This window comes from Streptomyces sp. NPDC058955 (assembly GCF_042741435.1).
GTDB lineage: Bacteria > Actinomycetota > Actinomycetes > Streptomycetales > Streptomycetaceae > Streptomyces.
This window is the reverse complement of record NZ_JBHYKM010000020.1, coordinates 1-25499: the sequence shown is the minus strand read 5'-3', so window position 1 is coordinate 25499 and position 25499 is coordinate 1. Positions and strand designations below refer to the sequence as shown.

General features: G+C 73.1%; 24 protein-coding genes, 1 pseudogene and 1 riboswitch. Of the genes and pseudogenes, 16 read left to right on the top strand and 9 right to left on the bottom strand.

Features of this window, described 5'->3' with window-relative positions; genetic code table 11:
• Nucleotides 1–71: 71 nt before the first annotated feature.
• The 5 genes from ACFW1I_RS11120 to ACFW1I_RS11100 all read left to right on the top strand — a co-directional run bounded on the left by ACFW1I_RS11120 (nt 72) and on the right by ACFW1I_RS11100 (nt 4279).
• Nucleotides 72–686, top strand: a complete 615-nt coding sequence (locus tag ACFW1I_RS11120) for a 2-oxo-4-hydroxy-4-carboxy-5-ureidoimidazoline decarboxylase (protein WP_384668726.1) — start codon at nt 72–74, stop codon at nt 684–686.
• 193 nt (nt 687–879) lie between these two features.
• Entirely contained in the window at nt 880–1260 is a 381-nt protein-coding gene (gene sdhC, locus ACFW1I_RS11115; RefSeq protein ID WP_148005862.1) for a succinate dehydrogenase, cytochrome b556 subunit, read from the top strand.
• Between the two features lie 8 nt (nt 1261–1268).
• The gene (locus ACFW1I_RS11110; RefSeq protein ID WP_384668722.1) at nt 1269–1742 is read left to right on the top strand and encodes a succinate dehydrogenase hydrophobic membrane anchor subunit; all 474 of its coding nucleotides are present in this window, start codon (nt 1269–1271) and stop codon (nt 1740–1742) included.
• Nucleotides 1743–1766: 24 nt separating this feature from the next.
• Entirely contained in the window at nt 1767–3521 is a 1755-nt protein-coding gene (sdhA, locus tag ACFW1I_RS11105; protein WP_384668720.1) for a succinate dehydrogenase flavoprotein subunit, read from the top strand.
• Complete coding sequence (locus tag ACFW1I_RS11100) at nt 3521–4279, top strand: succinate dehydrogenase iron-sulfur subunit (protein ID WP_351849832.1); 759 nt, start codon at nt 3521–3523, stop codon at nt 4277–4279. The genes sdhA and ACFW1I_RS11100 overlap by 1 nt, the downstream gene beginning before the upstream one ends.
• A 67-nt stretch (nt 4280–4346) precedes the next feature.
• Here the strand turns inward: ACFW1I_RS11100 and ACFW1I_RS11095 are convergent, their stop codons facing one another.
• Nucleotides 4347–4886 carry a MarR family winged helix-turn-helix transcriptional regulator gene (locus tag ACFW1I_RS11095; protein WP_384668715.1) on the bottom strand — a complete coding sequence of 180 codons (540 nt, stop codon included), beginning with the start codon at nt 4884–4886 and terminating at the stop codon, nt 4347–4349.
• Between the two features lie 85 nt (nt 4887–4971).
• Here ACFW1I_RS11095 and ACFW1I_RS11090 point away from each other — a divergent pair, with 85 nt between their 5' ends.
• Nucleotides 4972–6186, top strand: a complete 1215-nt coding sequence (locus tag ACFW1I_RS11090; protein WP_384668713.1) for an MFS transporter — start codon at nt 4972–4974, stop codon at nt 6184–6186.
• A gap of 34 nt (nt 6187–6220) precedes the next feature.
• Complete coding sequence (locus ACFW1I_RS11085) at nt 6221–8737, top strand: DUF4132 domain-containing protein (protein ID WP_384668710.1); 2517 nt, start codon at nt 6221–6223, stop codon at nt 8735–8737.
• On the opposite strand, the gene ACFW1I_RS11080 is transcribed toward ACFW1I_RS11085, so the two are convergent.
• On the bottom strand, nt 8709–9497 hold the full coding sequence (locus ACFW1I_RS11080; RefSeq protein ID WP_384668708.1) for an alpha/beta fold hydrolase: 789 nt from the start codon (nt 9495–9497) through the stop codon (nt 8709–8711). The genes ACFW1I_RS11085 and ACFW1I_RS11080 overlap by 29 nt on opposite strands.
• A gap of 125 nt (nt 9498–9622) precedes the next feature.
• Here ACFW1I_RS11080 and ACFW1I_RS11075 point away from each other — a divergent pair, with 125 nt between their 5' ends.
• From ACFW1I_RS11075 to ACFW1I_RS11065, 3 genes are all read left to right on the top strand, one after another.
• Nucleotides 9623–10057: a hypothetical protein gene (locus ACFW1I_RS11075; RefSeq protein ID WP_384668705.1), complete on the top strand. Its 435-nt coding sequence runs from the start codon at nt 9623–9625 to the stop codon at nt 10055–10057.
• Nucleotides 10058–10119: 62 nt separating this feature from the next.
• The gene (locus ACFW1I_RS11070; RefSeq protein WP_384668702.1) at nt 10120–10521 is read left to right on the top strand and encodes a thiol-disulfide oxidoreductase DCC family protein; all 402 of its coding nucleotides are present in this window, start codon (nt 10120–10122) and stop codon (nt 10519–10521) included.
• Between the two features lie 58 nt (nt 10522–10579).
• Nucleotides 10580–11326: a TetR/AcrR family transcriptional regulator gene (locus ACFW1I_RS11065; RefSeq protein ID WP_384668861.1), complete on the top strand. Its 747-nt coding sequence runs from the start codon at nt 10580–10582 to the stop codon at nt 11324–11326.
• A 3-nt stretch (nt 11327–11329) separates the two neighbouring features.
• Here ACFW1I_RS11065 and ACFW1I_RS11060 read toward each other — a convergent pair whose 3' ends face one another.
• From ACFW1I_RS11060 to ACFW1I_RS11050, 3 genes are all read right to left on the bottom strand, one after another.
• Nucleotides 11330–12883: an ABC transporter substrate-binding protein gene (locus ACFW1I_RS11060; RefSeq protein ID WP_384668699.1), complete on the bottom strand. Its 1554-nt coding sequence runs from the start codon at nt 12881–12883 to the stop codon at nt 11330–11332.
• Between the two features lie 207 nt (nt 12884–13090).
• Nucleotides 13091–14413 (bottom strand): metallophosphoesterase, encoded by a 1323-nt coding sequence (locus ACFW1I_RS11055; RefSeq protein WP_384668858.1) that lies wholly within the window; start codon nt 14411–14413, stop codon nt 13091–13093.
• Nucleotides 14414–14435: 22 nt separating this feature from the next.
• On the bottom strand, nt 14436–14681 hold the full coding sequence (locus ACFW1I_RS11050; protein ID WP_384668696.1) for an SCO4848 family membrane protein: 246 nt from the start codon (nt 14679–14681) through the stop codon (nt 14436–14438).
• Here ACFW1I_RS11050 and ACFW1I_RS11045 point away from each other — a divergent pair.
• Nucleotides 14620–15681, top strand: a pseudogene (locus ACFW1I_RS11045) (D-alanyl-D-alanine carboxypeptidase family protein); the annotation flags it as partial. The gene ACFW1I_RS11050 and the pseudogene ACFW1I_RS11045 sit on opposite strands and share 62 nt — an antisense overlap.
• Nucleotides 15682–16036: 355 nt before the next feature.
• Here the strand turns inward: ACFW1I_RS11045 and ACFW1I_RS11040 are convergent.
• On the bottom strand, nt 16037–17047 hold the full coding sequence (locus ACFW1I_RS11040) for a YihY/virulence factor BrkB family protein (protein ID WP_384668693.1): 1011 nt from the start codon (nt 17045–17047) through the stop codon (nt 16037–16039).
• Nucleotides 17048–17152: 105 nt separating this feature from the next.
• On the opposite strand from ACFW1I_RS11040, the gene ACFW1I_RS11035 reads away from it, so the two are divergent.
• Together ACFW1I_RS11035 and ACFW1I_RS11030 are read left to right on the top strand one after the other, a co-directional pair.
• Nucleotides 17153–18421 (top strand): FAD-binding oxidoreductase, encoded by a 1269-nt coding sequence (locus tag ACFW1I_RS11035; protein ID WP_384668690.1) that lies wholly within the window; start codon nt 17153–17155, stop codon nt 18419–18421.
• 21 nt (nt 18422–18442) lie between these two features.
• A complete protein-coding gene (locus ACFW1I_RS11030; RefSeq protein WP_384668688.1) occupies nt 18443–19198 on the top strand; it encodes a decaprenylphospho-beta-D-erythro-pentofuranosid-2-ulose 2-reductase in 756 nt (251 codons plus the stop codon).
• Nucleotides 19199–19208: 10 nt separating this feature from the next.
• Here ACFW1I_RS11030 and ACFW1I_RS11025 read toward each other — a convergent pair whose 3' ends face one another.
• The gene (locus tag ACFW1I_RS11025) at nt 19209–19790 is read right to left on the bottom strand and encodes a 2'-5' RNA ligase family protein (protein WP_384668686.1); all 582 of its coding nucleotides are present in this window, start codon (nt 19788–19790) and stop codon (nt 19209–19211) included.
• A 117-nt stretch (nt 19791–19907) separates the two neighbouring features.
• Nucleotides 19908–20924, bottom strand: coding sequence for a tryptophan--tRNA ligase (gene trpS, locus ACFW1I_RS11020; RefSeq protein ID WP_384668683.1), 1017 nt, complete (start codon nt 20922–20924; stop codon nt 19908–19910).
• Nucleotides 20925–20980: 56 nt separating this feature from the next.
• On the opposite strand from trpS, the gene ACFW1I_RS11015 reads away from it, so the two are divergent.
• Together ACFW1I_RS11015 and ACFW1I_RS11010 are read left to right on the top strand one after the other, a co-directional pair.
• Complete coding sequence (locus tag ACFW1I_RS11015) at nt 20981–21577, top strand: RNA polymerase sigma factor (RefSeq protein WP_384668680.1); 597 nt, start codon at nt 20981–20983, stop codon at nt 21575–21577.
• The gene (locus tag ACFW1I_RS11010) at nt 21570–22355 is read left to right on the top strand and encodes a hypothetical protein (RefSeq protein WP_384668677.1); all 786 of its coding nucleotides are present in this window, start codon (nt 21570–21572) and stop codon (nt 22353–22355) included. The genes ACFW1I_RS11015 and ACFW1I_RS11010 overlap by 8 nt, the downstream gene beginning before the upstream one ends.
• Nucleotides 22356–22385: 30 nt before the next feature.
• Here the strand turns inward: ACFW1I_RS11010 and glyA are convergent, their stop codons facing one another.
• Complete coding sequence (gene glyA / locus ACFW1I_RS11005; protein WP_384668674.1) at nt 22386–23675, bottom strand: serine hydroxymethyltransferase; 1290 nt, start codon at nt 23673–23675, stop codon at nt 22386–22388.
• Nucleotides 23676–23740: 65 nt separating this feature from the next.
• Nucleotides 23741–23831, bottom strand: a riboswitch (ZMP/ZTP riboswitch).
• Between the two features lie 107 nt (nt 23832–23938).
• Here glyA and rocD point away from each other — a divergent pair.
• Nucleotides 23939–25144 (top strand): ornithine--oxo-acid transaminase, encoded by a 1206-nt coding sequence (gene rocD, locus ACFW1I_RS11000; protein ID WP_384668672.1) that lies wholly within the window; start codon nt 23939–23941, stop codon nt 25142–25144.
• The last annotated feature ends 355 nt before the right edge of the window (nt 25145–25499 follow it).

Sequence of the window (25499 nt, the reverse complement as noted above, 5' to 3'; positions counted from 1 at the left end):
CGTTCCTAAACTCTCCCTTCCGGGTGAAATTCGCGCACCCGTCGGACACTTCCCCCGTCCCGTCGATAACGTTGCGTCACGCCCACCCCTTTCGTCCCGCCGTCCCGGAGCCCACGCTGACCAGCGACACCCACGCCCCCTGCCGCACCCCGGCTCCGGCGGACGCGCCTGCCATACCCGCCCAGAAGTCCTCCGGCGCCCCGCGCGGCCCGCTGCTGCTCAACGCGGCGACCCCCGCCGACGCGGTCAGGCTGCTGCTCTCCTGCTGCCACAGCCGGCGCTGGGCCGAGCGGATCGCCGACCACCGGCCCTACCCCACGGTGGACGCCCTGCTGGCCGCCGCCGAGGAGGCCGGGTACGACCTGACCGGCGCCGATCTCGACGAGGCGCTGGCCGCCGAGTCCTCCGCGCTGCCGCACCCGGACGCGCCGCCGGCCGCCCGGACCGCGCTGCGCGCCGCCCACGCCGCGTACGAGGGCCGTTTCGGCCACGCGTTCGTCATCAGCCTCGACGGAGTGCGGCCGGGCGAGCGGCTGGACGCCGTCCTCGCCGGAATCCGGTCACGTCTCGGCAACGAACCGGAGGAGGAGCGGGCCGTCGCGGCCGACGAACTGCGCCGGCTGGCCCGCTCCCGGCTCGCCTTCACGCTCGCCCAGGGGCTCACCCAGCACCGCCAGGACCTGTGATTCTCCCCGGAACGGGCGGATTTCGCCCCGGACGATAGTCCGTCCGTGCCTGTTTGATCACACTGAAGGACCCCGCGCGAGCGAACCGACGAGTCGTCGCTACGATGACCGGGGCCGGTGGACCGTACCCGGCCGGGCCAGACCGACAGAGAAGCCGGCCGGGCCCCGATCCCCGCTCCCGGAGGGTTTTTCCGTGCCGGCTGGAACGCTGTACCGCGGCCGGGAAGGAATGTGGTCCTGGGTGGCTCATCGAGTCACCGGCGTCCTCATCTTCTTCTTCCTGTTCGTACACGTGCTGGACACCGCTCTCGTCCGCGTCTCCCCCGAGGCGTACGACGAGGTCGTCGCGACCTACAAGACGCCGATCGTCGCTCTTCTGGAGTACGGCCTGGTCGCCGCCATCCTCTTCCACGCGCTGAACGGCCTCCGGGTCATCGCCGTGGACTTCTGGTCCAAGGGCCCGCGCTACCAGAAGCAGATGCTCTGGACCGTCGTGGGCGTCTGGGTCGTCCTGATGGCGGGTTCGCTGTACCCCGTCCTCGGCCACGCCGCACGTGAACTGTTCGGGAGCTGACGCCACGCATGTCCGCTGACACGACTTCCAAGATCGGGCCCGTCGAGGACGCCTCCTACGACGTGGACAACCCCGCCCCGTACATCGAGGCCCCCCGCAAGCGCACGGGCAAGACCCCGCGCGCGACCCGCGGCAACTTCGAGATGGCCGCCTGGCTCTTCATGCGCCTCTCGGGCGTCGTCCTCGTGGTCCTCGTCCTCGGCCACCTGCTGATCCAGCTCTTCCTGGACGGCGGCGTCTCCAAGATCGGCTTCGCCTTCGTGGCCGGCCGCTGGGCGTCCCCGTTCTGGCAGGTCTGGGACCTGCTGATGCTGTGGCTCGCCATGCTGCACGGCGCCAACGGCCTCCGTACCGTCATCAACGACTACGCGGAGCGCCCCAACACGCGCCTGTGGCTCAAGGGCCTGCTGTACACCGCCACGGTGTTCACCATCCTTCTGGGCACGCTGGTGATCTTCACCTTCGACCCGAACATCCGCTAGGCACGGGGCTGAGGTAACCACCCAATGAAGATCCACAAGTACGACACCGTCATCGTCGGCGCCGGCGGCGCCGGCATGCGCGCCGCCATCGAGGCGACGAAGCGCAGCCGCACCGCCGTGCTGACGAAGCTCTACCCCACCCGCTCCCACACGGGCGCCGCGCAGGGCGGCATGGCCGCCGCGCTGGCCAACGTGGAGGAGGACAACTGGGAGTGGCACACCTTCGACACGGTCAAGGGCGGTGACTACCTGGTCGACCAGGACGCCGCCGAGATCCTGGCGAAGGAGGCCATCGACGCCGTCCTCGACCTGGAGAAGATGGGTCTCCCCTTCGGTCGTACGCCCCAGGGCGACATCGACCAGCGCCGGTTCGGCGGTCACTCCCGCAACCACGGCGAGGCCCCGGTCCGCCGTGCCTGCTACTCGGGCGACCGCACCGGCCACATGATCCTGCAGACGCTGTACCAGAACTGCATCAAGGAGGGCGTGGAGTTCTTCAACGAGTTCTACGTCCTGGACCAGCTCATCGTCGAGGTCGACGGCGTCAAGAAGTCCGCCGGCGTCGTGGCCTACGAGCTGGCCACCGGTGAGATCCACATCTTCCAGGCCAAGTCGGTCGTCTACGCCTCCGGCGGCACCGGCAAGTTCTTCAAGGTGACGTCGAACGCCCACACCCTGACCGGTGACGGCCAGGCCGCCTGCTACCGCCGCGGCCTGCCCCTGGAGGACATGGAGTTCTTCCAGTTCCACCCGACGGGCATCTGGCGCATGGGCATCCTGCTGACGGAGGGCGCCCGCGGTGAGGGCGGCATCCTCCGCAACAAGGACGGCGAGCGCTTCATGGAGAAGTACGCGCCGGTCATGAAGGACCTCGCGTCCCGTGACGTCGTCTCGCGCTCCATCTACACGGAGATCCGCGAGGGCCGCGGCTGCGGTCCCGAGGGCGACCACGTCTACCTGGACCTGACGCACCTCCCGCCGGAGCAGCTCGACGCCAAGCTCCCGGACATCACCGAGTTCGCCCGTACGTACCTCGGCATCGAGCCGTACACGGACCCGATCCCGATCCAGCCCACCGCGCACTACGCCATGGGCGGCATCCCGACCAACGTCGAGGGTGAGGTCCTGGCGGACAACACCACCGTCGTCCCGGGTCTGTACGCGGCCGGCGAGGTCGCCTGCGTGTCGGTGCACGGCGCCAACCGCCTCGGCACCAACTCGCTGCTCGACATCAACGTCTTCGGCCGCCGCGCGGGCATCGCCGCCGCCGAGTACTCCCACAAGCACGACTACGTCGAGCTGCCGGAGAACCCGGAGGCCCAGGTCGTCGCGCAGATCGAGAACCTGCGCAACTCCACGGGCACCGAGCGGGTCGCCGACCTGCGCCGCGAGCTCCAGGAGACGATGGACGCCAACGTGATGGTGTTCCGCACGGAGCAGACCATCAAGACGGCCGTCGAGAAGATCGCCGAGCTGCGCGACCGCTACAAGAACGTGTCCATCCAGGACAAGGGCAAGCGCTTCAACACCGACCTCCTGGAGGCCATCGAGCTGGGCAACCTGCTCGACCTGGCCGAGGTCATGGCCGTCTCGGCCCTGGCGCGCAAGGAGTCCCGCGGCGGTCACTACCGCGAGGACTACCCGAACCGCGACGACGTCAACTTCATGCGCCACACGATGGCGTACCGCGAGGTCGGCGAGGACGGCTCCGACTCCGTCCGTCTCGACTACAAGCCGGTCGTCCAGACCCGCTACCAGCCGATGGAGCGTAAGTACTGATGGCTACCCCCGTTCTGGACAAGGTCGAGGCGGAGTCCGCCGCCTCCCCGTACATCACGGTCACCTTCCGGATCCGCCGCTTCAACCCCGAGGTCTCGGACGCGGTGGTCTGGGAGGACTTCCAGGTCGAGATCGACCCGAAGGAGCGTGTGCTCGACGGTCTCCACAAGATCAAGTGGGACCTGGACGGCACGCTGACCTTCCGTCGCTCCTGCGCGCACGGCATCTGCGGCTCGGACGCGATGCGGATCAACGGCAAGAACAGGCTCGCCTGCAAGACGCTGATCAAGGACATCAACCCCGAGAAGCCGATCACCGTCGAGCCCATCAAGGGCCTCACGGTGCTGAAGGACCTCGTGGTCGACATGGAGCCCTTCTTCCAGGCGTACCGCGACGTCATGCCGTTCCTCATCACCAAGGGGAACGAGCCGACCCGCGAGCGCAAGCAGTCCCCCGAGGACCGCGAGCGCTTCGACGACACCACCAAGTGCATCCTGTGCGCCGCGTGCACGTCGTCCTGCCCGGTCTTCTGGAACGACGGCCAGTACTTCGGTCCGGCCGCGATCGTCAACGCGCACCGCTTCATCTTCGACTCGCGCGACGAGGGCGGCGAGCAGCGCCTGGAGATCCTGAACGACAAGGACGGCGTGTGGCGCTGCCGCACCACGTTCAACTGCACGGACGCCTGCCCGCGCGGCATCGAGATCACCAAGGCGATCCAGGAAGTGAAGCGCGCGCTGATCACGCGTCGCTTCTAGCCTTCGCGGTACGCGGAAAGGCCCCGTCTCCTCCGGGAGGCGGGGCCTTCGCCGTCTGCCGGCGGGGTCAGCCGTGCCAGTGCGGGGCGGCCGGGTCCGCCTCCGCGGCGAGCATGACGCGGCGGAGCAGGTCGTTGAGGGTGGTGCGTTCGGCGGGGGTGAGGACGCCGAGGAGGCGCTCCTCCTCGTGGCCGAGGACGTCCATCGCGCCGAGCCAGGTGGTGCGGCCGGCGTCGGTGAGCCCGACGACGACCCGGCGGCGGTCGGTGGTGGAGGGGGTGCGCCGGACGAGTCCGCGCTTCTCCAGGGCGTCGAGGCGGCCGGTGACCGAGGCGGGGGCCAGGTCGAGGTCCTGGGCCAGTTCGGAGGGGGCGGCGGAGCCGCCGCGGCCGGCCAGCTTGTGCAGGGTGTCGAACTCGTGGCGTTCGAGGTCGAAGTCGACGAGGGACTGTTCGCGGACCCGGCGGAGGTAGACCGAGAGCTTCTTCATCCGGGTGACCGCGCCCTCGACGACGGGGTCGAGATCGGGCAGCACGGGCTGCCAGCGGGCCACGTGGCCGTCGGTCCAGTCCTGCTCCTGGGGCGCTGCGGGGTCCGGCTGGTTCATGGGGTGATCGTACGTGCGGGTCCCGGCCCCGCCCGGCAAGGATATTTCGTTGCCGAATTATTCGGCACCGAAATACTCTGCGGTCATGCCGCCTGCCGCCACCGCCCCGCCCGCCGTCCGCCATCCGCTCCGCACCCGCTCCTTCCGCCTGCTCTTCACCGGGCGGGTGCTCTCGCTCACCGGCGACGCCGCCATCCCCGCCGCCCTCGCCCTCGCCGTCCTGGAGGCCACCGGATCCACCGGCGCGCTCGCGCTGGTGCTCGCGGCCGCGATGGTGCCGAAACTGCTGCTGCTGCCGGTCGGCGGCGTGCTCGCCGACCGCTTCGACGCCCGGACCATCGCCCTCGCCATGGACCTCGTCCGCTGCGCCGCCCAGCTCCTCGTCGGCCTCCAGCTCCTCGGCGGCAGCCCCACCCTGTGGCTGATCGCCGCCGCCTCGGCCGTCGGCGGCGCCGCCGGGGCCTTCGCCATGCCGACCGGCTCCCCGCTGGTCAAGGGCTCCGTGGCCCCGGAGGCACTCGCCCGCGCCAACGCCGCCATGGGGATCGCCAACAGCGCCACGCGCGTGGCCGGGCCCGCGCTCGCCGGCGCGCTCGTCCTCACCGTCGGCCCCGGCTGGGCCTTCGTCCTCGACGCCGTCTCCTTCGCGGTCAGCGCCGCGCTCCTCGCCGCCCTGCGGATCGACCGGGTGCCGATCCCCCGCCGCTCCTTCACCGCCGACCTGCGCGAGGGCTGGCGGGAGGTCAGGTCCCGCGACTGGTACTGGACCAGCCTCGTCGCGCACAGCGCCTGGAACGGCGCCGCCGCCGTCCTCATGACCCTCGGCCCCGCGATCGCCGTCGACCGGCTCGGCGGCGCCGGCACCTGGGTGCTGCTGCTCCAGACCGGCGCGGTGGGACTGCTGGCCGGCTCGCTCCTCGCCGACCGCCTCAAGCCCTCCCGCCCCGTCCTCACCGCCAACCTCGCCCTCGCGAGCTACGCGCTCCCGCTGCTGCTGCTCGCCGCGGACGCCCCCGCCCCGGCCGTCGTCGCCGCCTACGGGCTCGCGCAGGCCGGGCTCGGCTTCCTCTCCCCCGTCTGGGACACCGTCGTCCAGCGCGCGGTCCCCGAACAGGTCCTGGCCCGGGTGGTCTCGTACGACTGGCTCCTGTCGCTGGCCGCGATGCCCGTCGGCTACGCCCTGGCGCCCCTCGCCGCCGACGTCTGGGGCCCGGCCGTCCCGCTGGTCGCGGCGGCCGTCCTGGTCGGCGGCTGCTGCCTGGCGACGGCCCTGGTACCGGGGGTGCGCACCGTGCGCTGAGGCGTTGTCAGTGGCGGGACCTACCGTGGTCGACATGGTGGGGATCACGGGCCCGGCGAAGGCCATGGGCGAGGCGGTGGGGCGGGCGACGGCCGAAGGGCCGGACGCGCTGCGGGCGTTGCTGGACGGACTGGAGGGGGCGGAGCTGCGGGAGGCCGCGCTCGCCCTGCACCTGCGCGCCTGCCGCGGGAAGGGCGGGCAGACGGTGGCGGCGGCGCTCGCCGGGCTGGCCCGCCGGGACCTCGGCTGGTCGGCCGACGAGGCGGACCTCCTGCTGTCCCGGATCCTGGGCGGCGAGGCGGGCGTGGCCCCGCACGAACTCCGCGCGGACTTCACCGCCCTGGTGCCGCTCGCGGTGGCGGCCTGCGAGCAGGCGGGGGACTTCTCGCGGTCCCACGTCCGGACCCTGCGCCGGATCGCCGAGGGCCTGCGCGGCTTCTCCCAGGACGGGTTCAGCCTGCTGCGCGACCGGCTGGACGCCCTGCTCGCGCGCGAGACACGGGTGGACCCCGGCCTGCTGCCCCGTCACGTCCTGGACGGCTTCGACGAGTACGGCCCGAGGATGCGGGCGGCGCACGCGGAGCCGCTCGCGGGGCCCGGGGTCGCCGCGTTCCTGGCGCACTGCGCGCTGCTCGACAAGCCGCGCGCCACCCGGGTCTGGCGCAGGCGCGCGGCGGAGCTGCTGGCCGGTGCCGAGCGGGGCGCGGAGGTGGTGCGGCTGCTCCTGGAGGGGGTCACCGACCAGGCCGCGCACCGGGTGAACGACCCGGACCCGGTCGGGATGGGGATCCCGACGCTGGCGAGCGCCGCCAACACCTCGCTGGTCCGGGGCCTGTTGTGGGCCGCGCTGGACGTCCGGGAGGAGTGGGTGGTGCCGCTGGTGGGGGCGGTGGCGCTGCACGCCGGGACGGGGCTCGGCGGGCACGGGGGCATGTGCCGCAGCCAGCCGATGGCGACGGCGGCCGTCGCGGTGCTCGGTGAGTTCCCGGCCTACCGGGCCGAGGAGGCCGTCGCCGAGCTGGGCCGGCTGCCGCGGCGGGTGGTCAACCGGACCGTGGTGAAGGGCATCGCACGCGCCCGGGAGGCGGTCTCCGCGCGGGCGGGGGTGACCGCGTCGATGCTGCGGGAGCGGGCCGTGCCGGCGCTCGGGCTGGACGGCGGCGGGGCGCGGGAGGTGGCGCTGGGGGCGTACACGGCGGAGCTGGCGGTACGGGAGCCGGGCACGGCGCTGCTCTCCTTCAGGGGCCCGGAGGGGAGGCTCCTGAAGAGCGCGCCGAAGGAGGTGCGGGAGGCGCGTGCCGAGGAGCTGAAGGAGGTCAGGGCGGGGCTGCGGAAGCTGTCGGCGCTGCTGGCGGAGGAGCGGGCCCGGCTGGAGGAGCACCTGGCGGCGGGCACGACCTGGCCGGCCGGGGACTGGCGGCGGTACTACACGGACCATCCGGTGACCGGGGCCGTGGCGCGGGCGCTGGTGTGGGAGGCCGGGGACGGCGCCGGCGGCTGGACGGCCGGGCTGCCGGAGCGGGCGGCCGGCGGCGGCTGGGCGCTGGCGGCGGCGGACGGCACCGCGCGGCCGGTCGGGGAGGGCGACCGGCTGCGGCTGTGGCATCCGCTGCGGGCCGGGGACGGGGAGGTCGCCGAGTGGCGGGCGGCGCTGCTCGACCGGGAGGGGCGGCAGCCGTTCCGGCAGGTGTTCCGGGAGGTGTATCCGCTGACTCCGGCGGAGCGGGAGACCGCCTCGTACTCGAACCGCTTCGCGGGGCACGTGCTGCGGTACGGGCAGGCGCGGGCGCTGATGACGGCCCGGGGGTGGGCGGGGAGGCATCTGGGGCTCTTCACCGGCGGGGAGTCCTCCGAGATGGTGAAGGAGCTGCCCGCGCCGGGCGAGCTGCCGGCGGCGGAGGGGACGCGGTGGCGGGCCCGGTTCTTCGTGGACCTGGCCGGCGAGGGGGTGTCCTCGGACGGGGGCGCCGTCTGCTGCGCGACCGATCAGGTGCGGTTCGAGCGGCGGGAGGGCGCCGCGGGGCCGAAGGGCCCGTGGGAGGCGGCACCGCTGGCGGAGGTGCCGGCGCTGGTGCTGTCGGAGGCGCTGCGGGACGTGGACCTGTTCGTGGGGGTGGCGTCGGTCGGTGCGGACCCGGACTGGCAGGACCGGGGCGAGGACCGGCGGTACGGCGACTACTGGATGCGCTGGGGCTTCGGGGAGCTGGGCGAGGCGGCGCGGGTGCGGCGGGAGACGCTGGCCCGGCTGCTGCCGCGGACCCCGATCGCGGACCGGGCGGAGCTGACGGACCGGTTCCTACGGGTGCGGGGCAGGATGGGCGCGTACCGGATCCATCTGGGCTCGGGGAACGTGCTGATGGAGCCCTCGGAGGTCTATCTGCCGGTGACGGCGGACCGTTCGCGGGCGGCCGGGCGGGCGGCGAAGGTGTTCCTGCCGTTCGAGGAGGACGGCGGGATGCTGTCGGTGATCCTGGCGAAGGCGTTCCTGCTGGCCGCCGACGACGAGATCACCGACCCGGCGGTCACCGCCCGGCTGCGGCGGGGGTGGTGAGTCCGGCGAGGTGGTCGAGGAGGAGGCGGAGGGTCTCCTCGGGGCGTTCCAGGGACGGCAGGTGGCCGGCCCAGTCGAGGACGACGCGGCGGGAGGCCGGGAGGAGGGCGGCGGTCTTCTCGGCGATGGCGCGGAAGTCGGGGACGTCGTGCGCGCCGGAGACGACGAGGGCGGGCACGGCGATCGTCCTGAGGTCGTCCTCGGTGACGCCGGAGGGCTGGGCGTCGTGCTCGTCGGGGGCGCCGAGCTGGAGCTCGAAGGCGCGGCGCTGCATGGTGTGGACGAGGGCGCGGGCCGCGTCGTCGGCGTGGGGGCCGAGCCACAGCTCGACGTTGAGGGCGGTGGCGGCGTCCAGGTCGCCGGCGTCGAGGAGGGCGTTCTCCTCGGTGAAGAAGGCGCGGAGTTCTGGTCCGGCCTCGTGGTCGACGGGGGCGGCGGCGCAGAGCAGGGTGAGCGCGGCGACCCGCTCGGGGTGACGGACGGCGACCTCCAGGGCGACCTCGCCGCCGAAGGAGGAGCCGACGAGGACGGCCCGCTCGACGCCGAGGTGGTCGAGGAGGTCCCGGACGTCGTCGGCGTGGACGTGCGGGGCGTCGACGGGGGTCTCGCCGAAGCCGCGGAGGTCGCAGCGGACGACGTGGTGCCCGGCCTCGGCGAGGGCGTGGAACTGTCCGTCCCACATCCGGCGGTCACAGACCCCGGAGTGCAGCAGGACGACGGTCTGGGGGCCGGTGCCGGCCGAGTCATGAGAGAGCGTCACCCGCGTGACTCTAGGCGCCGCCGACCCCGCGGGCCACTTCTTTCGACCACCGACTTGAACGCGTTCAAGAGCGGGCCTACAGTCATGCCTGCCAGCATTTGAACGCGTTCAAGGGAGCGTGGGGCATGGACCTCACTGTCGTCGCGTACATCGCCTACCTGCTGATCGGCGTGGCCCTGACCATCTGGGTCGGCCGCACCCTCAGCCGTAACGGAAGGTTCTTCCTCTCCGACGTGCTGCACGGGAACGAGAAGCTCGCGGACGCCGTCAACCACCTCCTGGTGGTCGGCTTCTACCTCGTCAACTTCGGCTTCGTCGCCCTGTACCTGAGCCAGGACGCGGCCGTCCTCGACGCCCGGGCGCTCTTCGAGGCCCTCTCCGTCAAGCTCGGCGTCGTCCTCCTCGTCCTCGGCGTGATGCACCTCGGCAACGTCTACGTGCTCAACAGGATCCGCCGCCGCGGCGTCATGGAGCGCGAACAGATCCCGCCCGTCGCCCCGCAGGGCTGGACCGCCGCCCCCAAGAACGGCCCCTGGGCCCCGCCCGCGCCGCAGGCGTGACCACCGTGTCGACCCCGGCGCACCCCGTGACGCCCACGACGCCCACACCCCCCACGGCCCCCGTGGGACGGCTGACCGTGCTGTACGACGCCGACTGCCCGCTCTGCGTCCACCTCAGGCACTGGCTGCTGCGCCAGCGGCAGCTCGTGCCGCTCGACCTGGTCCCGGCCGGCTCGCAGCGGGCCCGGCAGCTCTTCCCCGACCTCGACCACACCGCCACCCTGCGGGAGATCACCGTGGTCGGGGACCGGGGCCAGGTCTACCGGGCCTCGGCCGCCTGGATCGTCTGCCTCTGGGCGCTGGCCGAACACCGGCCCAGGGCCCACTGGCTCGCCACCCCCGCCGGGCAGCCCTTCGCCCGCGCCGCCGTCCTCGCCGCCGCGAAGTGGCGGGAGGCGCTCAAGGGCGCGGAGGGCTCCGGCTGCCAGGACGGGCACTGCGACCTGCCCGGCGCGCCCGGCTAGGCTCGGCCCCGTGAAGGACGCGAAGGAAGAGAAGAAGGCCCCGGTCGCCCCGAAGGCCCTGGTCGCTCCGAAGGACCAGGACGCTCCGAAGGCCCCGAAGAGCGAGCAGACCCGGACGCTCATCCTGGAGACCGCGCTGCGGCTCTTCCGGGAGCGGGGGTACGACAAGACCACCATGCGGGCGATCGCCCAGGAGGCCGGGGTCTCGGTCGGGAACGCCTACTACTACTTCGCGTCCAAGGAGCACCTGGTCCAGGGCTTCTACGACCGGATCGCCGAGGAGCACCAGGCCGCCGTCCGGCCGGTCCTGGAGGGCGACGAGAAGGAACTGGTCGCCCGCATCAGGGGCGTCCTCCTCGCCTGGCTCGACATCGCGGAGCCGTACCACGAGTTCGCGGCCCAGTTCTTCAAGAACGCGGCCGACCCGGACAGCCCGCTCTCGCCGTTCTCGCCCGAGTCGGAGGGGCCGCGCGAGGCGGCCATCGAGGTGCACCGCCGGGTGATCTCCGGCGCCGCGGTGAAGGTCGACCCCGAGCTCTCCGAGGCGCTGCCGCAGCTGCTGTGGCTCCAGCAGATGGGCCTGGTGCTGTTCTGGGTGTACGACCGCTCCGAGGGCGCCGCCAACAGCCGGCGGCTGGTGGAGCGGCTGGCGCCGGTGACCGCGCGGGCGATCTCGCTCTCCCGCTTCCGGATCCTGCGCCCGCTGGTCAAGGAGACCCACGAGCTGCTCGCCGACTTCATGCCGACGGCGGCCGGGATGGCGGCGTCGGGACGGCCCCGCAGGACCGCCCCGACGAAGGGCTGACCGTCAGAGCCAGGACAGCTCCCACAGGCGCCAGATGCCGGTGCCGTCGGAGAGGTTCTGCGAGCCGCCGACGGCCTCGGTGGCGAGGACGTAGTCGTTCTTCTGCCAGAGCGGGATCAGCGGCACGTCCTGGGCGACGTGCTCCTGGATCGACTTGAAGTCGCCGGTGGTCCGGGAGCGGTCGTCGAACTGCTGGGTGTCCTTGATCAGCTTGTCGACGGTCTTGCTGGAGTAGCCGTTGTCCAGGGTGTTCCCGGTGCCGACGAGCGGGGCCGTGAAGCTGTCCGAGTCGGGGAAGTCGGGGAGCCAGCCGACGGTGTAGGCGTCGTAGGCGCCGCTGGTGTAGCCCTTCTGGAAGTTCTGCCAGTCGGCCTCCACCACCTTCACCTCGAACAGGCCGGTCTCCTCCAGCTGCTTCTTGATGAGCGCGGTCTCGGCCTTGTACGTGGCGTCCTGGCGGTAGCCGAAGGTGAACGCGACCGGGGTCTGCACACCGGCGTCCCGCAGCAGCTTCTTCGCCTTCTTCGCGTCGGGCGACGGGTAGCGGTCGTAGAAGGCCGTGCTGTGCCCGACGAAGCCCTGCGGGATCAGCGAGTACAGCGGCTCGACCGTGCCCTTGTAGGCGCCGGTGGTGATGTCCGGGCGGTCGAGGACCGCCGCGACCGCCTGCCGCACCGCCTTCTCGCCCATCGGCGAGTCGGAGCGGGTGTTGAAGACGATGTTGCGGATCTCGGCGCTCTCCGCCTCGGTGAGCCGGGTGCCGCCGTTGGTGTCCAGGTTCTCCACGAAGGACGGCGGGAGCTGGCGGTGCGTCACCTGCACGTCGCCGGACTTCCAGGCGTTCGCCAGCTCCTCGGACTGCTTGAAGTACTTCACGCGGACCGGTCGGCCCGTCCCGGCGAGCGCGCCCCGGTACTTCGGGTTGGGCTCCAGGAGGGCGCTCTCGCCCGGCTTGTACTCCTTGAGGACGTACGGGCCGGTGCCGTCGACGCCGTTGTCCTCGCGGAGGGTGTCGGCCTGGTAGCGGTCGCGGTCGATGATCGAGCCGGCGCCGGTGGCCAGCTTCAGCGGGAAGGTGGCGTCCCGGGCGCTGAGGTTGAAGGTGACGGTCTGGCCGTCGGCCCGCACGTCCTTCAGGGTCGGGAAGAGCGGCGCGGGGCCGACCTCCGCCTTGATCTTCAGCATCCGGTCGAAGGAGTACTTGACGTCCTCGGCCGTCACCTTGCGCCCGCTGGGGAAGGTGAGGTCGCCGCGGACGACGCACTGGTACGTGGTGAGCCTGTCGCCCACGAACTTGCAGCTCTCGGCGGCGTCCGGGGTGGGGGTGGTGAAGCCCGGCTTGAACGTCAGCAGCGACTGGTAGACGTTGCTGTACATCGCCCACGAGCCGGCGTCGTAGGCGCCGGCCGGGTCGAGCGAGGTGACCTCGTCGGTGGTGCCGACGGGGATCGGGTCGGTACGGCCCTCGTCGGAGGGCAGGAGTTGCCAGCCCCCCACCCCCGCGGCCACCAGTACTCCACAAGTGATGAGGATCCGGAGACGGACCGTCGACCGCATTGCCGTGCTTCCTTTTTTTCGTGCAAAAACCCCAAAGAGCGACGGCCCCCGAATCGTCGCGTTTGCGCCACCCAATCACACGGGTTTCACATGGGGAAGAGGAAATCTTCACACGGCATGCATATGTCCGGGAAATGCGAATTTAAGTCGATGAGCAGCACGTATCGACCCCGGCGCAGGGAGTGACACTCTCCGTTTCCGTCCCGATTACGCCTGCTTCGAGGCGAGTTGGACGACGGTGATGTCGGACGGCGCGCCCACCCTTACCGGCGGCCCCCACGCGCCGGCGCCGCGGGAGACGTACAGCTGGGTGTCCCCGTACCGTTCGAGCCCGGCCACGGTCGGATTGGCGAGTTCGGCGAGGAAATTGCCCGGCCAGAGCTGGCCGCCGTGGGTGTGACCGGAGAGCTGGAGGTCCACCCCGTGGGCGACGGCGTCGTCGATCACGATCGGCTGGTGGGCGAGGAGGACGGCCGCCCGGGACCGGTCGCGGTCGCCGAGCGCCCGGCCGAAGTCCGGACCCTGCCCCTCGCTCTCGCCGGCCACGTCGTCCACGCCGGCCAGGTCGAACCCGGCGGCGATCTCCAGGCGTTCGTTCCGCAGCGGGCGCAGGCCGAGCTCGCGGACGTGGTCGACCCAGGCGTCGGCGCCGGAGAAGTACTCGTGGTTGCCGGTGACGAAGAAGGAGCCGTGCCGGGCGCGCAGCTGCGCCAGCGGCTCGGCGGCGGAGCCGAGGTCCGCCACGGAGCCGTCGACGAGGTCGCCGACGACGGCGATCAGATCGGGCTGGGTGGCGTTGATCGTGTCCACGATCCGCTGCGAGTGGGCGCGTCCGAGGATCGGCCCGAGGTGGATGTCGGAGACGACCGCGATCCGGTATCCGTGCGCGGCCCGCGGCAGCTTGGCCAGCGGCACGGTCACCCGCTTCACCCGGGGCCCGCGCAGCACCCCGTACGCCCCGTTCGCCACGGTCCCGGCGGCGACGGCGACGGCCGCCCCGCCGACGACCCGGGACACGAAGAGCCGCCGCGACACGTCGGACGCTGGCGCTTCCGCGACCCCCACCGGCTCGGTCTCGGCCTCGGCCTCGGCCTGGGTCTCGGTCTGGGTCTCGGTCTGGGTCTCGGTCTCCCGCGCGCTCTCCGGAGCGGGTACGGGAACGGGCGCGGGCGCCGGGACGGCCACCGGCGCGGCGGCGGGGGCGGTGGCGGCGGCCCGCCGGGCGAGCACCCGGTTCAGCACCGGCCGCACGGCCTCGCCGACGACCAGCGCCAGCACCACGTACAGCAGCAGCGCCAGCCACAGGAACCCGGGCCAGGCCACCACCTGCTGGACCACGAAGGGCACCCCGGCCCGCCCGGAGGCCAGCGCGGCGACGGAGAGCAGCGGCAGCACGACCACCAGGGCCGTGCCGAGGCGCCGGGCCCGGCCGCCGGGCGCGGTGACGTCCCGGACCAGGCGGCGCCACACGTACCAGTGGACCGCGCCGAGCAGCGCGAGGACCACGACCAGGAAGGGCAGGAAGGCGATCACGCCCGGTACCTCTCTTGTGTCAGTCGGAGGAGCGGCGGGAGGCGCGCACCCCGCGCAACCCGATCACGCCGATCACCGTCCCCAGGACGAAGGACGTCACGGCGAGCAGCAGATGGACCCAGAAGTAGGCCGTCGGGTCCCCGGCGTCGTCGAAGGCGAGACCGCTCCCGTCGTTCCAGAGATTCTTGACGAAAGTGATCCAGATGAACCAGCTCCAGACTCCGAACGCGAGCAGGAACCAGGAGACGCGGCGGCTGAGCTTCATGGGCTCAGTATCGCCGTCGGCGCCCGGGGGCCCGCGTCCGGGTGGAGAGGGGCGGGGGAAGGGGACCGCGGGGTTCGGATCGGGGGGTCGTGCCTGTACGTTCTCGATCGTGTCTGCTTCGAAGAAGACCGCTGGTGCGGTCGCCGCCGCGCTGTTGCTTCCGCTCGCGATCACCTCCGGGCCCGCTCACGCGGACGAGCCGGTGAAGCCGGGGGGTACGCCGACGGCCACGCCCACGGCCACGGCGTCGGCCCAGCCGAAGCCGCCGCCGAACATGTCGTCGGTCGGCGGGGTGCTGCTGGGGTTGCCGGGGACCCAGGTGAAGCTCGGGACCGGGGCGCCGGTGCTGCCGAAGGAGCTGTCGGCGCGGTCGTGGATCGTGGCGGACGCGGAGAGCGGCGCGGTGCTGGCCTCGCACAACGCGCACTGGCGGCTCGCGCCCGCGTCCACGCTGAAGATGCTCTTCGCGGACACCCTGCTGCCGAAGTTCGAGGACAAGAAGCAGACCCGTCTGGTCACCGCGCAGGATCTGGCCGGGCTCGGCGAGGGCTCCAGCCTCGTCGGGATAAAGGAGAAGCAGACCTACACGGTCCGGGACCTGTGGCTGGGGGTCTTCCTGCGCTCCGGGAACGACGCCGTGCACGTCCTGACGCAGATGAACCAGGGCCTGACGAAGACCGTGGCCGAGATGAACGCGCACGCGGTCGAGCTCCAGGCGCTCGACACCCACGTCAAGTCGCCGGACGGCTACGACGCCCCGGGGCAGGTCTCGTCGGCGTACGACCTGACGCTGATCGCCCGCAGCGGGATGCAGAAGGCGGACTTCCGGGAGTACGCGGCGACCCCGCGCGCGGCCTTCCCCGGCGAGGCGAAGCCGGGCAAGAAGCGCGAGACCTTCGAGATCCAGAACACCAACCGGCTGCTGACCGGCGACTTCGGCATCGCCCCGTACCCGGGCATCGCCGGGGTGAAGAACGGCAACACCACGCACGCGGGCGCCACCTTCACCGGGGTCGCCGAGCGGAACGGGCGGGTGCTGCTCGTGACGGTCATGAACCCCTCGTCGAAGGAGCAGCACGCGGTCTACAAGGAGGCCGCGCGGCTGCTCGACTGGGGGTTCGCGGCGTCCGGGAAGGTGACGCCGGTGGGTGAGCTGGTGCCGCCGAAGGACGCGCGCCCGTCGGCCCGTCCGGTGGGCGGTACGGAGTCGGGCGCGCCCGCGCCGGGCAAGGAGCTTCCGGAGACGGGCGGGCCGGCCGTCGCGGCCGCCTCCGAGGAGGGCTCGGGCGGGGTCGGGATCGCGCTCGCCATCGCGGGCGGGGTGCTGGTGCTGGTCGCGGCCGCGGTCTTCCTGGTCAACCGTCGCTGGCCCGCGGCGGACGGCGCCGGGCGTCTTCGCCGTCCCCGGAACCGTCCTCGTCCCCGTCCTCTCGCCGACGATCCGGCTCCGGAGTCGGACTCGACGTCGGAGCCGGAGTCGGACTCGAGGTCGGACGTGACTCCGTAGCGGAGGTTCCGAGCGATCCCACCGCCGTCCACGCGGAGCAGAACAGCAGGAGCTTCGCGGTGAAGTTGATCCACAGGAGCAGCGCCACCGGCACGCCGAAGGCGCCGTACATCGACTTCGCCGCGACCTCCCGCATGTAGCCGCCGAGCAGCAGCTTCAGGAGTTCGAAGCCGGCCGCGGCGATCAGCGCGGCGACCACGAGCCGGCGGCGCGGCGGGTCGACGCCCGGCAGCAGCTTGAGGACGTACAGCAGGATCAGGAAGTCGGCGCTCATCGCCACGAGCACGGCCGCGCCCTGGAGCAGGACGCCGCCGGCGCCGCCGCCGGAGATGCCGAGCCGGTCGGCGCTCCAGCCGACGGCGGTGGAGCCGAGCCAGGAGGCGGCGAGGGAGCAGAGGGCGACGCCGCCGAGGCCGACGAGGATGACGGCGTCCTTGCCCTTGCGGAGCACCGGGTTGCCCTCGTCGGTGTCGTCGAGGCCCCAGACGGCGCGGAGGCAGTCCCGCATCGAGCCGATCCAGCCGATGCCGGTGAAGAGCAGCAGGGCGCCGGCCACGAGGCCGACGGTGCCGGCGTTGGCGACGAGCCCGCCGATGTCGAGCTGGTCGGAGATGCCGGGGACCTGGTCGGAGAGCTTCTCCTCGATGCGGGCGAGCTGGTCGTCGGTGAGCAGCGCGGCGCCGATCGCGGCGGCGACGGTGATCAGCGGGAAGAGGGCGAGGAAGGAGAGGAAGGTGATGGCGGCGGCGAGCCTGCTCCAGTGCACCTCGTCGAGGCGCTCGTAGGAGCGCCATGCGTGCGTCTTCATGAGCCGGGCGACCCAGGGGCCGATGACGGGGAGCTTGGTCAGCCAGTCCATGGGTCGAGGATCCCCCGGGGGCGGGCGGTGGGTGGGGACCGACACCGCGCGTCGGAGCACGGCAATACCGGCATAAGCGACAGACGCGGCGATACCTTCACTCCCATGGCTGTCGAACCCCTCGTCCTGGACGACGACTTCGTGCCCCTCACGGGCGCCGGGCGCACCGCGCCCTCGCTCGCGCTGCTGGCCCGCCCCCGCTCGGCGGCCGAGGCCGCCGGGGCCGTCCTCCGGCGGGGGCCGCGCGGCGCGGTCGCCCGTGGCCGGGGCCGGTCCGGCGGCGACGCGGCGCAGAACGCGGGCGGGACCGTCCTGGACCTGGCCACGCTCGACCGGATCCGCGGCCTGGACGGGGCGGCGGGCCTGGTGGTCTGCGAGGCCGGTACGGAACTGGGCGCGCTGGCCCGGGCGTTGCTGCCGCTCGGCCTGTATCCGCGGACCGGCGCCGGCCCGTGGACGGTCGGCGGGGCGATCGCCTCGGGGTACGGAACCGGGGTCGTCGCGCTCGAACTCCTCGGCGCCGACGGGGAGTCCAGGACCGTCCGGCGCGGCGAGCCGCTCTTCGACGCGACCGTCGGCGGGCTCGGCCTCACCGGGGTGGTCCTGTCGGCGACGCTGGCGGTGCGGCCGGTCGAGACGGCGTACCTGCGCGAACGGACCGCCCGTTTCCGGGACGTCGACGCGCTGCTGGCCCACTGGACGGGCGCCGGCGCGCCCCGGGAGCCGTACGCGCGCGCCCGGGTCGAGCCGGCCGGGCGGGGCCGCGCCGTCCTCACGACCGCCGCGCCGGTCCCGTACGCCGCTCTGCCCCGGGGGCACCGGGCCCGCCGCGCCCCGCTGGCCCCGCCGTCCTTCCCGGTGTCGTCCTTCCTCGGGGTGCCGGCCCTCCCGGGGACGCGGTCGGGCGGGCTGCGGCCGCTGCCGGGGCTGGCACGCGCGCGCGTGGTCCCGGCGTACGGCTCCGGGGGCGCGTTCGTGCGGTACCGGTGCGCCGTGCCGGAGGGGCGCGAGGAGGCGCTGCGCGGGATCCTGGCGCTGCTGGCCGACCGGCGCTCCCCCGTCCGCGGCGCCCGGCACGCGCGCGTGGAGCGGGTGCACGCGGACGGGGCGGGCCCGCTGGCGTTCCCGGTGCACGGCTGGTGCCTGACCGTCGACGTGCCCGCCGGGGCGCGCGGGCTCGGGCGCTTCCTCGACGTCCTCGACGAGCGGGTGGCGGCGGCCGGCGGGCGGGTCTGCCTCGCCGAGGACGCCCGGCTGCGGCCCGCGCTGCTCCCCGTCATGTACCCGCGCCTCGCCGCCTTCCAGGAGCTGCGGGCCTCCCTCGACCCCGGGTCCGCGTTCCGCTCGGACCTCTCCCGCCGTCTCGGCCTCTGAACCGTTCAGGAGTGATGCGTCGTGAAGGACGCCTTCGGTGCCCCCCAGTCCCTGCTGCTGCTCGGCGGCACGTCCGCCATCGGGCTGGCCACCGCGCGCCGGCTGATCGCCCGCCGCACCCGTACGGTCTGGCTGGCCGGCCGCCCCTCCCCCGAGCTGGCGGCGGCCGCCGGGTCGCTGCGCGCGCTGGGCGCGGAGGTGCACGTCGTGCCCTTCGACGCCCTGGACACGGACGTCCACGCGGAGCGGCTCGGGCGGGTCTTCGCCGAGGGCGACGTCGACCTGGTGCTGCTGGCCTTCGGGGTCCTCGGCGACCAGGCGCGCGACGAGTCCGATCCGGCCGCGGCGGTGCGGGTCGCGCAGACCAACTACACGGGAGCCGTCTCGGCGGCGCTGGTGTGCGCGGGCGCGCTCCAGGCGCAGGGGCACGGTTCGCTGGTGGTGCTGTCGTCGGTGGCGGGCGAGCGGGGGCGCCGGGCCGACTTCATCTACGGCTCGTCGAAGGCGGGGCTCGACGTCTTCGCGCAGGGGCTGGGCGACGCGCTGCACGGGACGGGGGTGCACGTGATGGTGGTGCGGCCCGGTTTCGTGCGCTCGGAGCGGACGGCGGGGCGGCGGGAGGCCCCGCTGGCGACCACCCCGGAGGCGGTGGCGGGCGCGATCGAGCTGGGGCTGCGGCGCCGCTCGGAGACGGTGTGGGTGCCGGGGCCGCTGCGGCTGGTGGCGTCGGCACTGCGGCACGTGCCGCGGCCGCTGCACCGGCGGCTGCCGGTGTGACCGTACGGCCTCAGGAGGTCGAGCGGACCGGGCTGCCGCCCTGGGAGGGGACGGCCGGGACGGGGCGGCCGCCGCCGAACTCGTAGTCGTACAGCTTCCGCCACACGCCGTCCGCGCCCTGCTCGTAGAGGGCGAAGGAGGCGCAGGTCCAGGCGGCCTCGTAGCCGGCCAGTTCCTCGTAGGCCCGGTCCATGGCCTCCTCGGCGATGCCGTGGGCGACCGTGACGTGCGGGTGGTAGGGGAACTGGAGCTCGCGGACGAGCGGGCCGGCCTCCTCGCGGAGGCGGGCCTGCAGCCGGTCGCAGCCGGCCGTGCCCTCGGCGAGGGTGACGAAGACCACCGGGGAGAGCGGGCGGAAGGTGCCGGTGCCGCTCAGCCGGATCGCGAAGGGGAGACAGTCGGCGGCGACGTCGGCGAGGTGCGCCTCGATCTCCGGCAGCCGGTCCTGGTCGACCTCGGTGGGCGGGACGAGGGTGACGTGGGTGGGGATGGCGTGCGCGGCGGGATCCCCGAAGCCCGCGCGCCGCTCCTGGAGCAGGCTGCCGTGAGGCTCCGGGACCGCGATCGAAACGCCGAGCGTTACGGTCCCCACGTCGTTCTCCTCCGTCGTCCGGGTCGGGTCGGTGTGTGGTGGTGCAGCCGCCAGTGTGCGGCCTGCACCACCCTCATGGCCAGGGTCCTCGGACCTCGTGTGGTCCGGCTCTCCGGCTCAGTGCTTCGCGGGCAGGAAGCCGATCTTCTCGTACGTCTGCGCCAGCGTCTCGGCGGCGACCGCGCGGGCCTTCTCCGCGCCCTTGGCCAGGATCGAGTCCAGCGTCTCCGGGTCGTCCAGGTATTCCTGGGTGCGGGTCCGGAAGGGAGTGACGAAGTCCACCATGACCTCGGCGAGGTCGGTCTTGAGGGCGCCGTACATCTTGCCCTCGTAGCTCTTCTCCAGGTCCGCGATGCCGGTGTCCGTGAGGGTGGACATGATCACGAGGAGGTTGGAGACGCCGGGCTTGTTCTCCGGGTCGAAGCGGATCACCGTGTCGGTGTCGGTGACGGCGCTCTTGACCTTCTTGGCGGTGACCTTCGGGTCGTCCAGGAGGTTGATCAGGCCCTTCGGCGTGGACGCCGACTTGCTCATCTTGATCGTCGGGTCCTGGAGGTCGTAGATCTTCCCGGTCTCCTTGACGATGTACGGCGCCGGGACGGTGAAGGTGTCGCCGAAGCGGCCGTTGAAGCGCTCCGCGAGGTCGCGGGTCAGCTCGATGTGCTGGCGCTGGTCCTCGCCGACCGGCACGTGCGTGGCCTGGTAGAGGAGGATGTCCGCGACCTGGAGGATCGGGTAGGTGAAGAGGCCGACCGTGGCGCGGTCGGCGCCCTGCTTGGCGGACTTGTCCTTGAACTGGGTCATGCGGGACGCCTCGCCGAAGCCGGTGAGGCAGTTCATGACCCAGCCGAGCTGCGCGTGCTCGGGGACGTGGCTCTGGACGAAGAGGGTGCAGCGCTCCGGGTCGAGGCCGGCGGCGAGGAGCTGGGCGGCCGCGAAGCGGGTGTTGGCACGGAGCTCGGCCGGGTCCTGGGGGACCGTGATGGCGTGCAGGTCGACGACCATGTAGAAGGCGTCGTGGGTCTCCTGCAGCGCGACGTACTGCCGGATCGCACCGAGGTAGTTGCCGAGGTGGAACGAGCCCGCGGTGGGCTGGATTCCGGAGAGCGCGCGGGGACGTGCATCAGAGGCCATGCACATCATTCTCTCAGGTGCGGGAACCGATCCCGGACTTCCGGTGTACCAAGAGTGTGAGGACACGGGAGGGGGGCTCGGCCGTCGTCGACGAGAGCGCCGTGATCGCCCGGGTGCGCGCCGGAGAGCCGGAGGCGTACGCGGAGCTGGTCCGCGCGTACACGGCGGTGGCGCTGCGGGCGGCGGTGGCGTGCGGGGCGGGCGCGGAGGCCGAGGACGTGGTGCAGGCGGCGTTCTTCAAGGCGTACCGCTCGCTGGGGAGTTTCCGGGAGGGGGCGTCCTTCCGGCCGTGGCTGCTGAGCATCGTGGCCAATGAGACGAGGAACACACTGCGTTCGGCGGGCCGGCAGCGGGCGGTGGCGGGGCGGGAGGCGGAGCTGCTCGCGGGCGAGCCGCTGATACCGGAGTCGGCGGACCCGGCGGTGGCGGCGGTGGACGGCGAGCGGCGCCGGCGGCTGCTCGCGGCGCTGGACGGGCTGCCGGAGGAGCACCGGCGGGTGGTGGTGCACCGCTATCTGCTGGAGCTGGACGAGGCGGAGACCGCGGAGGCGCTGGGGTGGCCGCGGGGGACGGTGAAGTCGCGGCTGAGCCGGGCGCTGAAGAGGCTGGGGTCGGCGATGGGGACGGCGGAGGGAGGTGAGGGGCGTGCGTGAGGACGAGGGTGCCGGGGGGCTGCCGGAGGAGCTGCGGGAGCTCGGGCGGTCGCTGCGGGTGCCGGACGTGGACGGGGAGTCGATGGCCGAGCGGGTGCTGGCCCAGCTCCTCGCCGAGCGGGTGCCCGTGCCGGTGGCCGTGGCGGAGGCGGAGCGGGAGCGGTGGGGGTGGCTGCGGCGGCGGTGGCGGGCGCTGCTCGCGGCGCTGTCCGGGGTGCTGGTGGTGGCGGTGCTGACGCCGCCGGTGCGGGCGGCGGTGGTGGAGTGGCTGGGCGTGGGCGGGGTCGCGGTGGAGTACGTGCCGGGGGCGCCGCCGGTGGCTCCGGCGGAGGTGCCGGGGTGTCCGGATCCGGTGCCGGCGGCCGAGGCGGCCCGGCGGGCGGGGTTCGCGCCGCTGCTGCCGGAGGGCGTGGCCGGGGCGGTCACGGCGGTGACCGGGCGGGCGCCGAGGGCGGTGCTCGGCGTCTGCTGGCGGACGGCGGAGGGGGCGGTGGTGCGGCTGGACGAGTTCCCGGGCGCACTGGACCCCGGCTTCGTGAAGGCGATACGGGTGCAGCCGGAGCCGGTGGTGCTCGCGGACGGGACGGCGGCGTACTGGTTCGCCGAGCCGCACCGGCTGACCTTCCCGCTCGCCTCGGCCGACGGCCGGTGGAGCCATGAGGTGAGGGCGGCGGGGCCGACGCTGGTGTGGGTGCGGCCGTCGTCCGGTCTGACCCTCCGGCTAGAGGGCGTACGGGACCGGACGGAGGCGCTGCGGGTCGCGGCCTCCGTCCGGTAGGCGGTGCCCGGGTGCGGTCCGGGGCCGGTCCTAGGCGGGGAGGCCGGGGGCCGGGTGGGCGGCCATGAGGTCGGCGACCTCGGTGCGGATCTTGGCGAGGGTGGACTCGTCCTCGGTGGCGGCCGCGGTGACGGCGCGGTCGATCCAGTCGGCGACCTGGTCCATGTGGGCCGGGGTGAGGCCGCGGGAGGTGAGGGAGGGGGTGCCGATGCGGAGGCCGGAGGGGTCGAAGGGCTTCCGCGGGTCGTAGGGGACGGTGTTGTAGTTGGTGACGATGCCGGCCCGGTCGAGGGCCTTGGCGGCGATCTTGCCGGGGACCTGCTTGGGGGTGAGGTCCATCAGGATCAGGTGGTTGTCGGTGCCGCCGGAGACCAGGTCGAAGCCGCGGGCGAGGAGGGCTTCGGCGAGGGCCTTGGCGTTGGCGACGACGGCGTGGGCGTAGTCGCGGAAGGAGGGCTGGGACGCCTCGCGCAGCGCGACGGCGATGGCGGCGGTGGTCTGGTTGTGCGGGCCGCCCTGGAGGCCGGGGAAGACGGCCTTGTCGAGGGCCTTGGCGTGCTCCTCGGTGGACATCAGCATGGCGCCGCGCGGGCCGCGGAGGGTCTTGTGGGTGGTCGTGGAGATCACGTCGACGTGGCCGACCGGGGAGGGGTGGGCGCCGCCGGCGATCAGGCCGGCGATGTGCGCGATGTCGGCGACGAGGACGGCGCCGGCCTCGCGGGCGATCTCGCCGAAGGCGGCGAAGTCGATGGTGCGGGGCAGGGCGGTGCCGCCGCAGAAGAGGATCTTGGGCCGTTCGGCGAGGGCGAGGTCGCGGACCTGGTCGTAGTCGATGAGACCCCCCTCAGATGTTGCAGCCTGGCGGACGCCGTACTGGACGCCGCGGAACCAGGAGCCGGTGGCGGAGACGCCCCAGCCGTGGGTGAGGTGGCCGCCCATGGGCAGGGCCATGCCCATCACGGTGTCGCCGGGCTTCGCGAAGGCGAGGTAGACGGCGAGGTTGGCCGGGGAGCCGGAGTAGGGCTGGACGTTGGCGTGGTCGACGCCGAACAGGGCCTTGGCGCGCTCGACGGCGAGGGTCTCGACCTGGTCGATGACCTGCTGGCCCTCGTAGTAGCGGCGGCCGGGGTAGCCCTCGCTGTACTTGTTCTGGAGGACGGTGCCGGAGGCTTCGAGGACGGCGGCGGAGACGTAGTTCTCGCTCGGGATGAGGCGGAGGGTGTCGGCCTGGAGCCGTTCCTCGGCGCCGACGAGAGCGGCGAGCTCGGGGTCGGCCGCGGTGAGCGCGGGGTGGCCGGCGGTCTGCTGGGGCGTGGTCACGTGTTCCTCCGGGAGTACGTCGGGACGTCCCGGGCGAGGTGTTCGCACGGGACGCGGGGCGGTTCCCGTGATGCCCAGGCGAGCGGCACCTCGTGTGGTGGAGCGCGCGCGGCTCCCCCGGGGTCGGTTCCCCGTACGCCAGTCGCCGCGCGTGTTCACAGACTAGCGGGCGCGCCGTCGTCGGAGGTTTCTTCGTCCGGGATGCGAGCGACGATAAGAAAGGGGGCACACCCAGCCCCGGCCGCAGGACGATCGGAGATCCCGTGTCGAGAACGCAAGACGAGATCGCTGCCTCGGACGCGCACAGCGCCCACAACTACCACCCCCTGCCCGTCGTCGTCGCCTCCGCGGAGGGGGCCTGGATGACGGACGTCGAGGGGCGTCGTTTCCTGGACATGCTCGCCGGCTATTCGGCGCTGAACTTCGGGCACGGCAACCGCCGGCTGATCGAGGCGGCGAAGGCCCAGCTGGACCGGGTGACGCTCACCTCGCGGGCGTTCCACCACGACCGCTTCGCCGAGTTCTGCACGCGGCTGGCGGAGCTGTGCGGCAAGGAGCGGGTGCTGCCGATGAACACCGGGGCGGAGGCGGTCGAGACGGCCGTGAAGACGGCCCGGAAGTGGGGTTACGAGGTGAAGGGCGTGCCGGACGGGCACGCGAAGATCGTGGTGGCGGCGAACAACTTCCACGGGCGGACGACGACGATCGTGTCGTTCTCGACCGACCACGACGCCCGGGACCACTTCGGCCCGTACACGCCGGGCTTCGAGATCGTGCCGTACGGCGATCTGACGGCCCTGGAGGCGGCCGTCACCGAGAACACGGTGGCGGTGCTGCTGGAGCCGATCCAGGGCGAGGCGGGCGTGCTGGTCCCGCCGGCCGGCTATCTGCGCGGGGTGCGGGAGCTGACGGCCCGGCGGAACGTGCTCTTCATGGCCGACGAGATCCAGTCGGGTCTCGGCCGGACCGGCCGGACCTTCGCCTGCGAGCACGAGGACGTCGTCCCGGACGTGTACATCCTCGGCAAGGCGCTGGGCGGCGGGGTGGTGCCGGTGTCGGCGGTGGTCGCGGACGACGACGTGCTGGGGGTGTTCCGGCCGGGCGAGCACGGTTCGACCTTCGGCGGCAATCCGCTGGCCTGCGCGGTGGCGCTGGAGGTGATCGCGATGCTGCGGACCGGCGAGTACCAGCAGCGGGCGGCGGAGCTGGGCGAGCACCTGCACGCGGAACTGGGGCTGCTCGTGGGCGGCGGCGCGGTCGAGGCGGTGCGGGGCCGGGGGCTGTGGGCGGGCGTCGACATCGTGCCGTCGCGCGGCACGGGGCGGCAGATCTCGGAGCGGCTGATGGACCGGGGCGTGCTGGTGAAGGACACGCACGGCTCGACGATCCGCATCGCGCCGCCGCTGGTCATCTCCAAGGAGGACCTCGACTGGGGCCTGGACCAACTCCGCACGGTCCTCACGACCTGACGCGCCGTGCCGCCGCCGCGCCGTTGTGGGCCGGGGGGGCGGTGCCGCGGCTGCCGCTCCGTTGTGGGCAATCGTTCCGCCGGGGCGGTGCCCACCCCCAGGCCCGGCCGGGGCGCTGCGGGCGGCCGCGCCGCTCCGTTGTGGGCAATCGTTCCGCTGGGGCGGTGCCCACCCCCAGGCCCGGCGGAGGCGCTGCGGGCGCCGCCGCTGCCGTTGTGGGCAATCGTTCCGCTGGGGCGGAACGGGTGGGCACAACGGAACGGCACCCTCAGCGGTGCCTCCGCGCCCCGAGTCTGGACCCGCACCCGTACAGAGCCGTACAGCCGGTGCGGGTTCAGGCGCAGAAGCCTAGGCC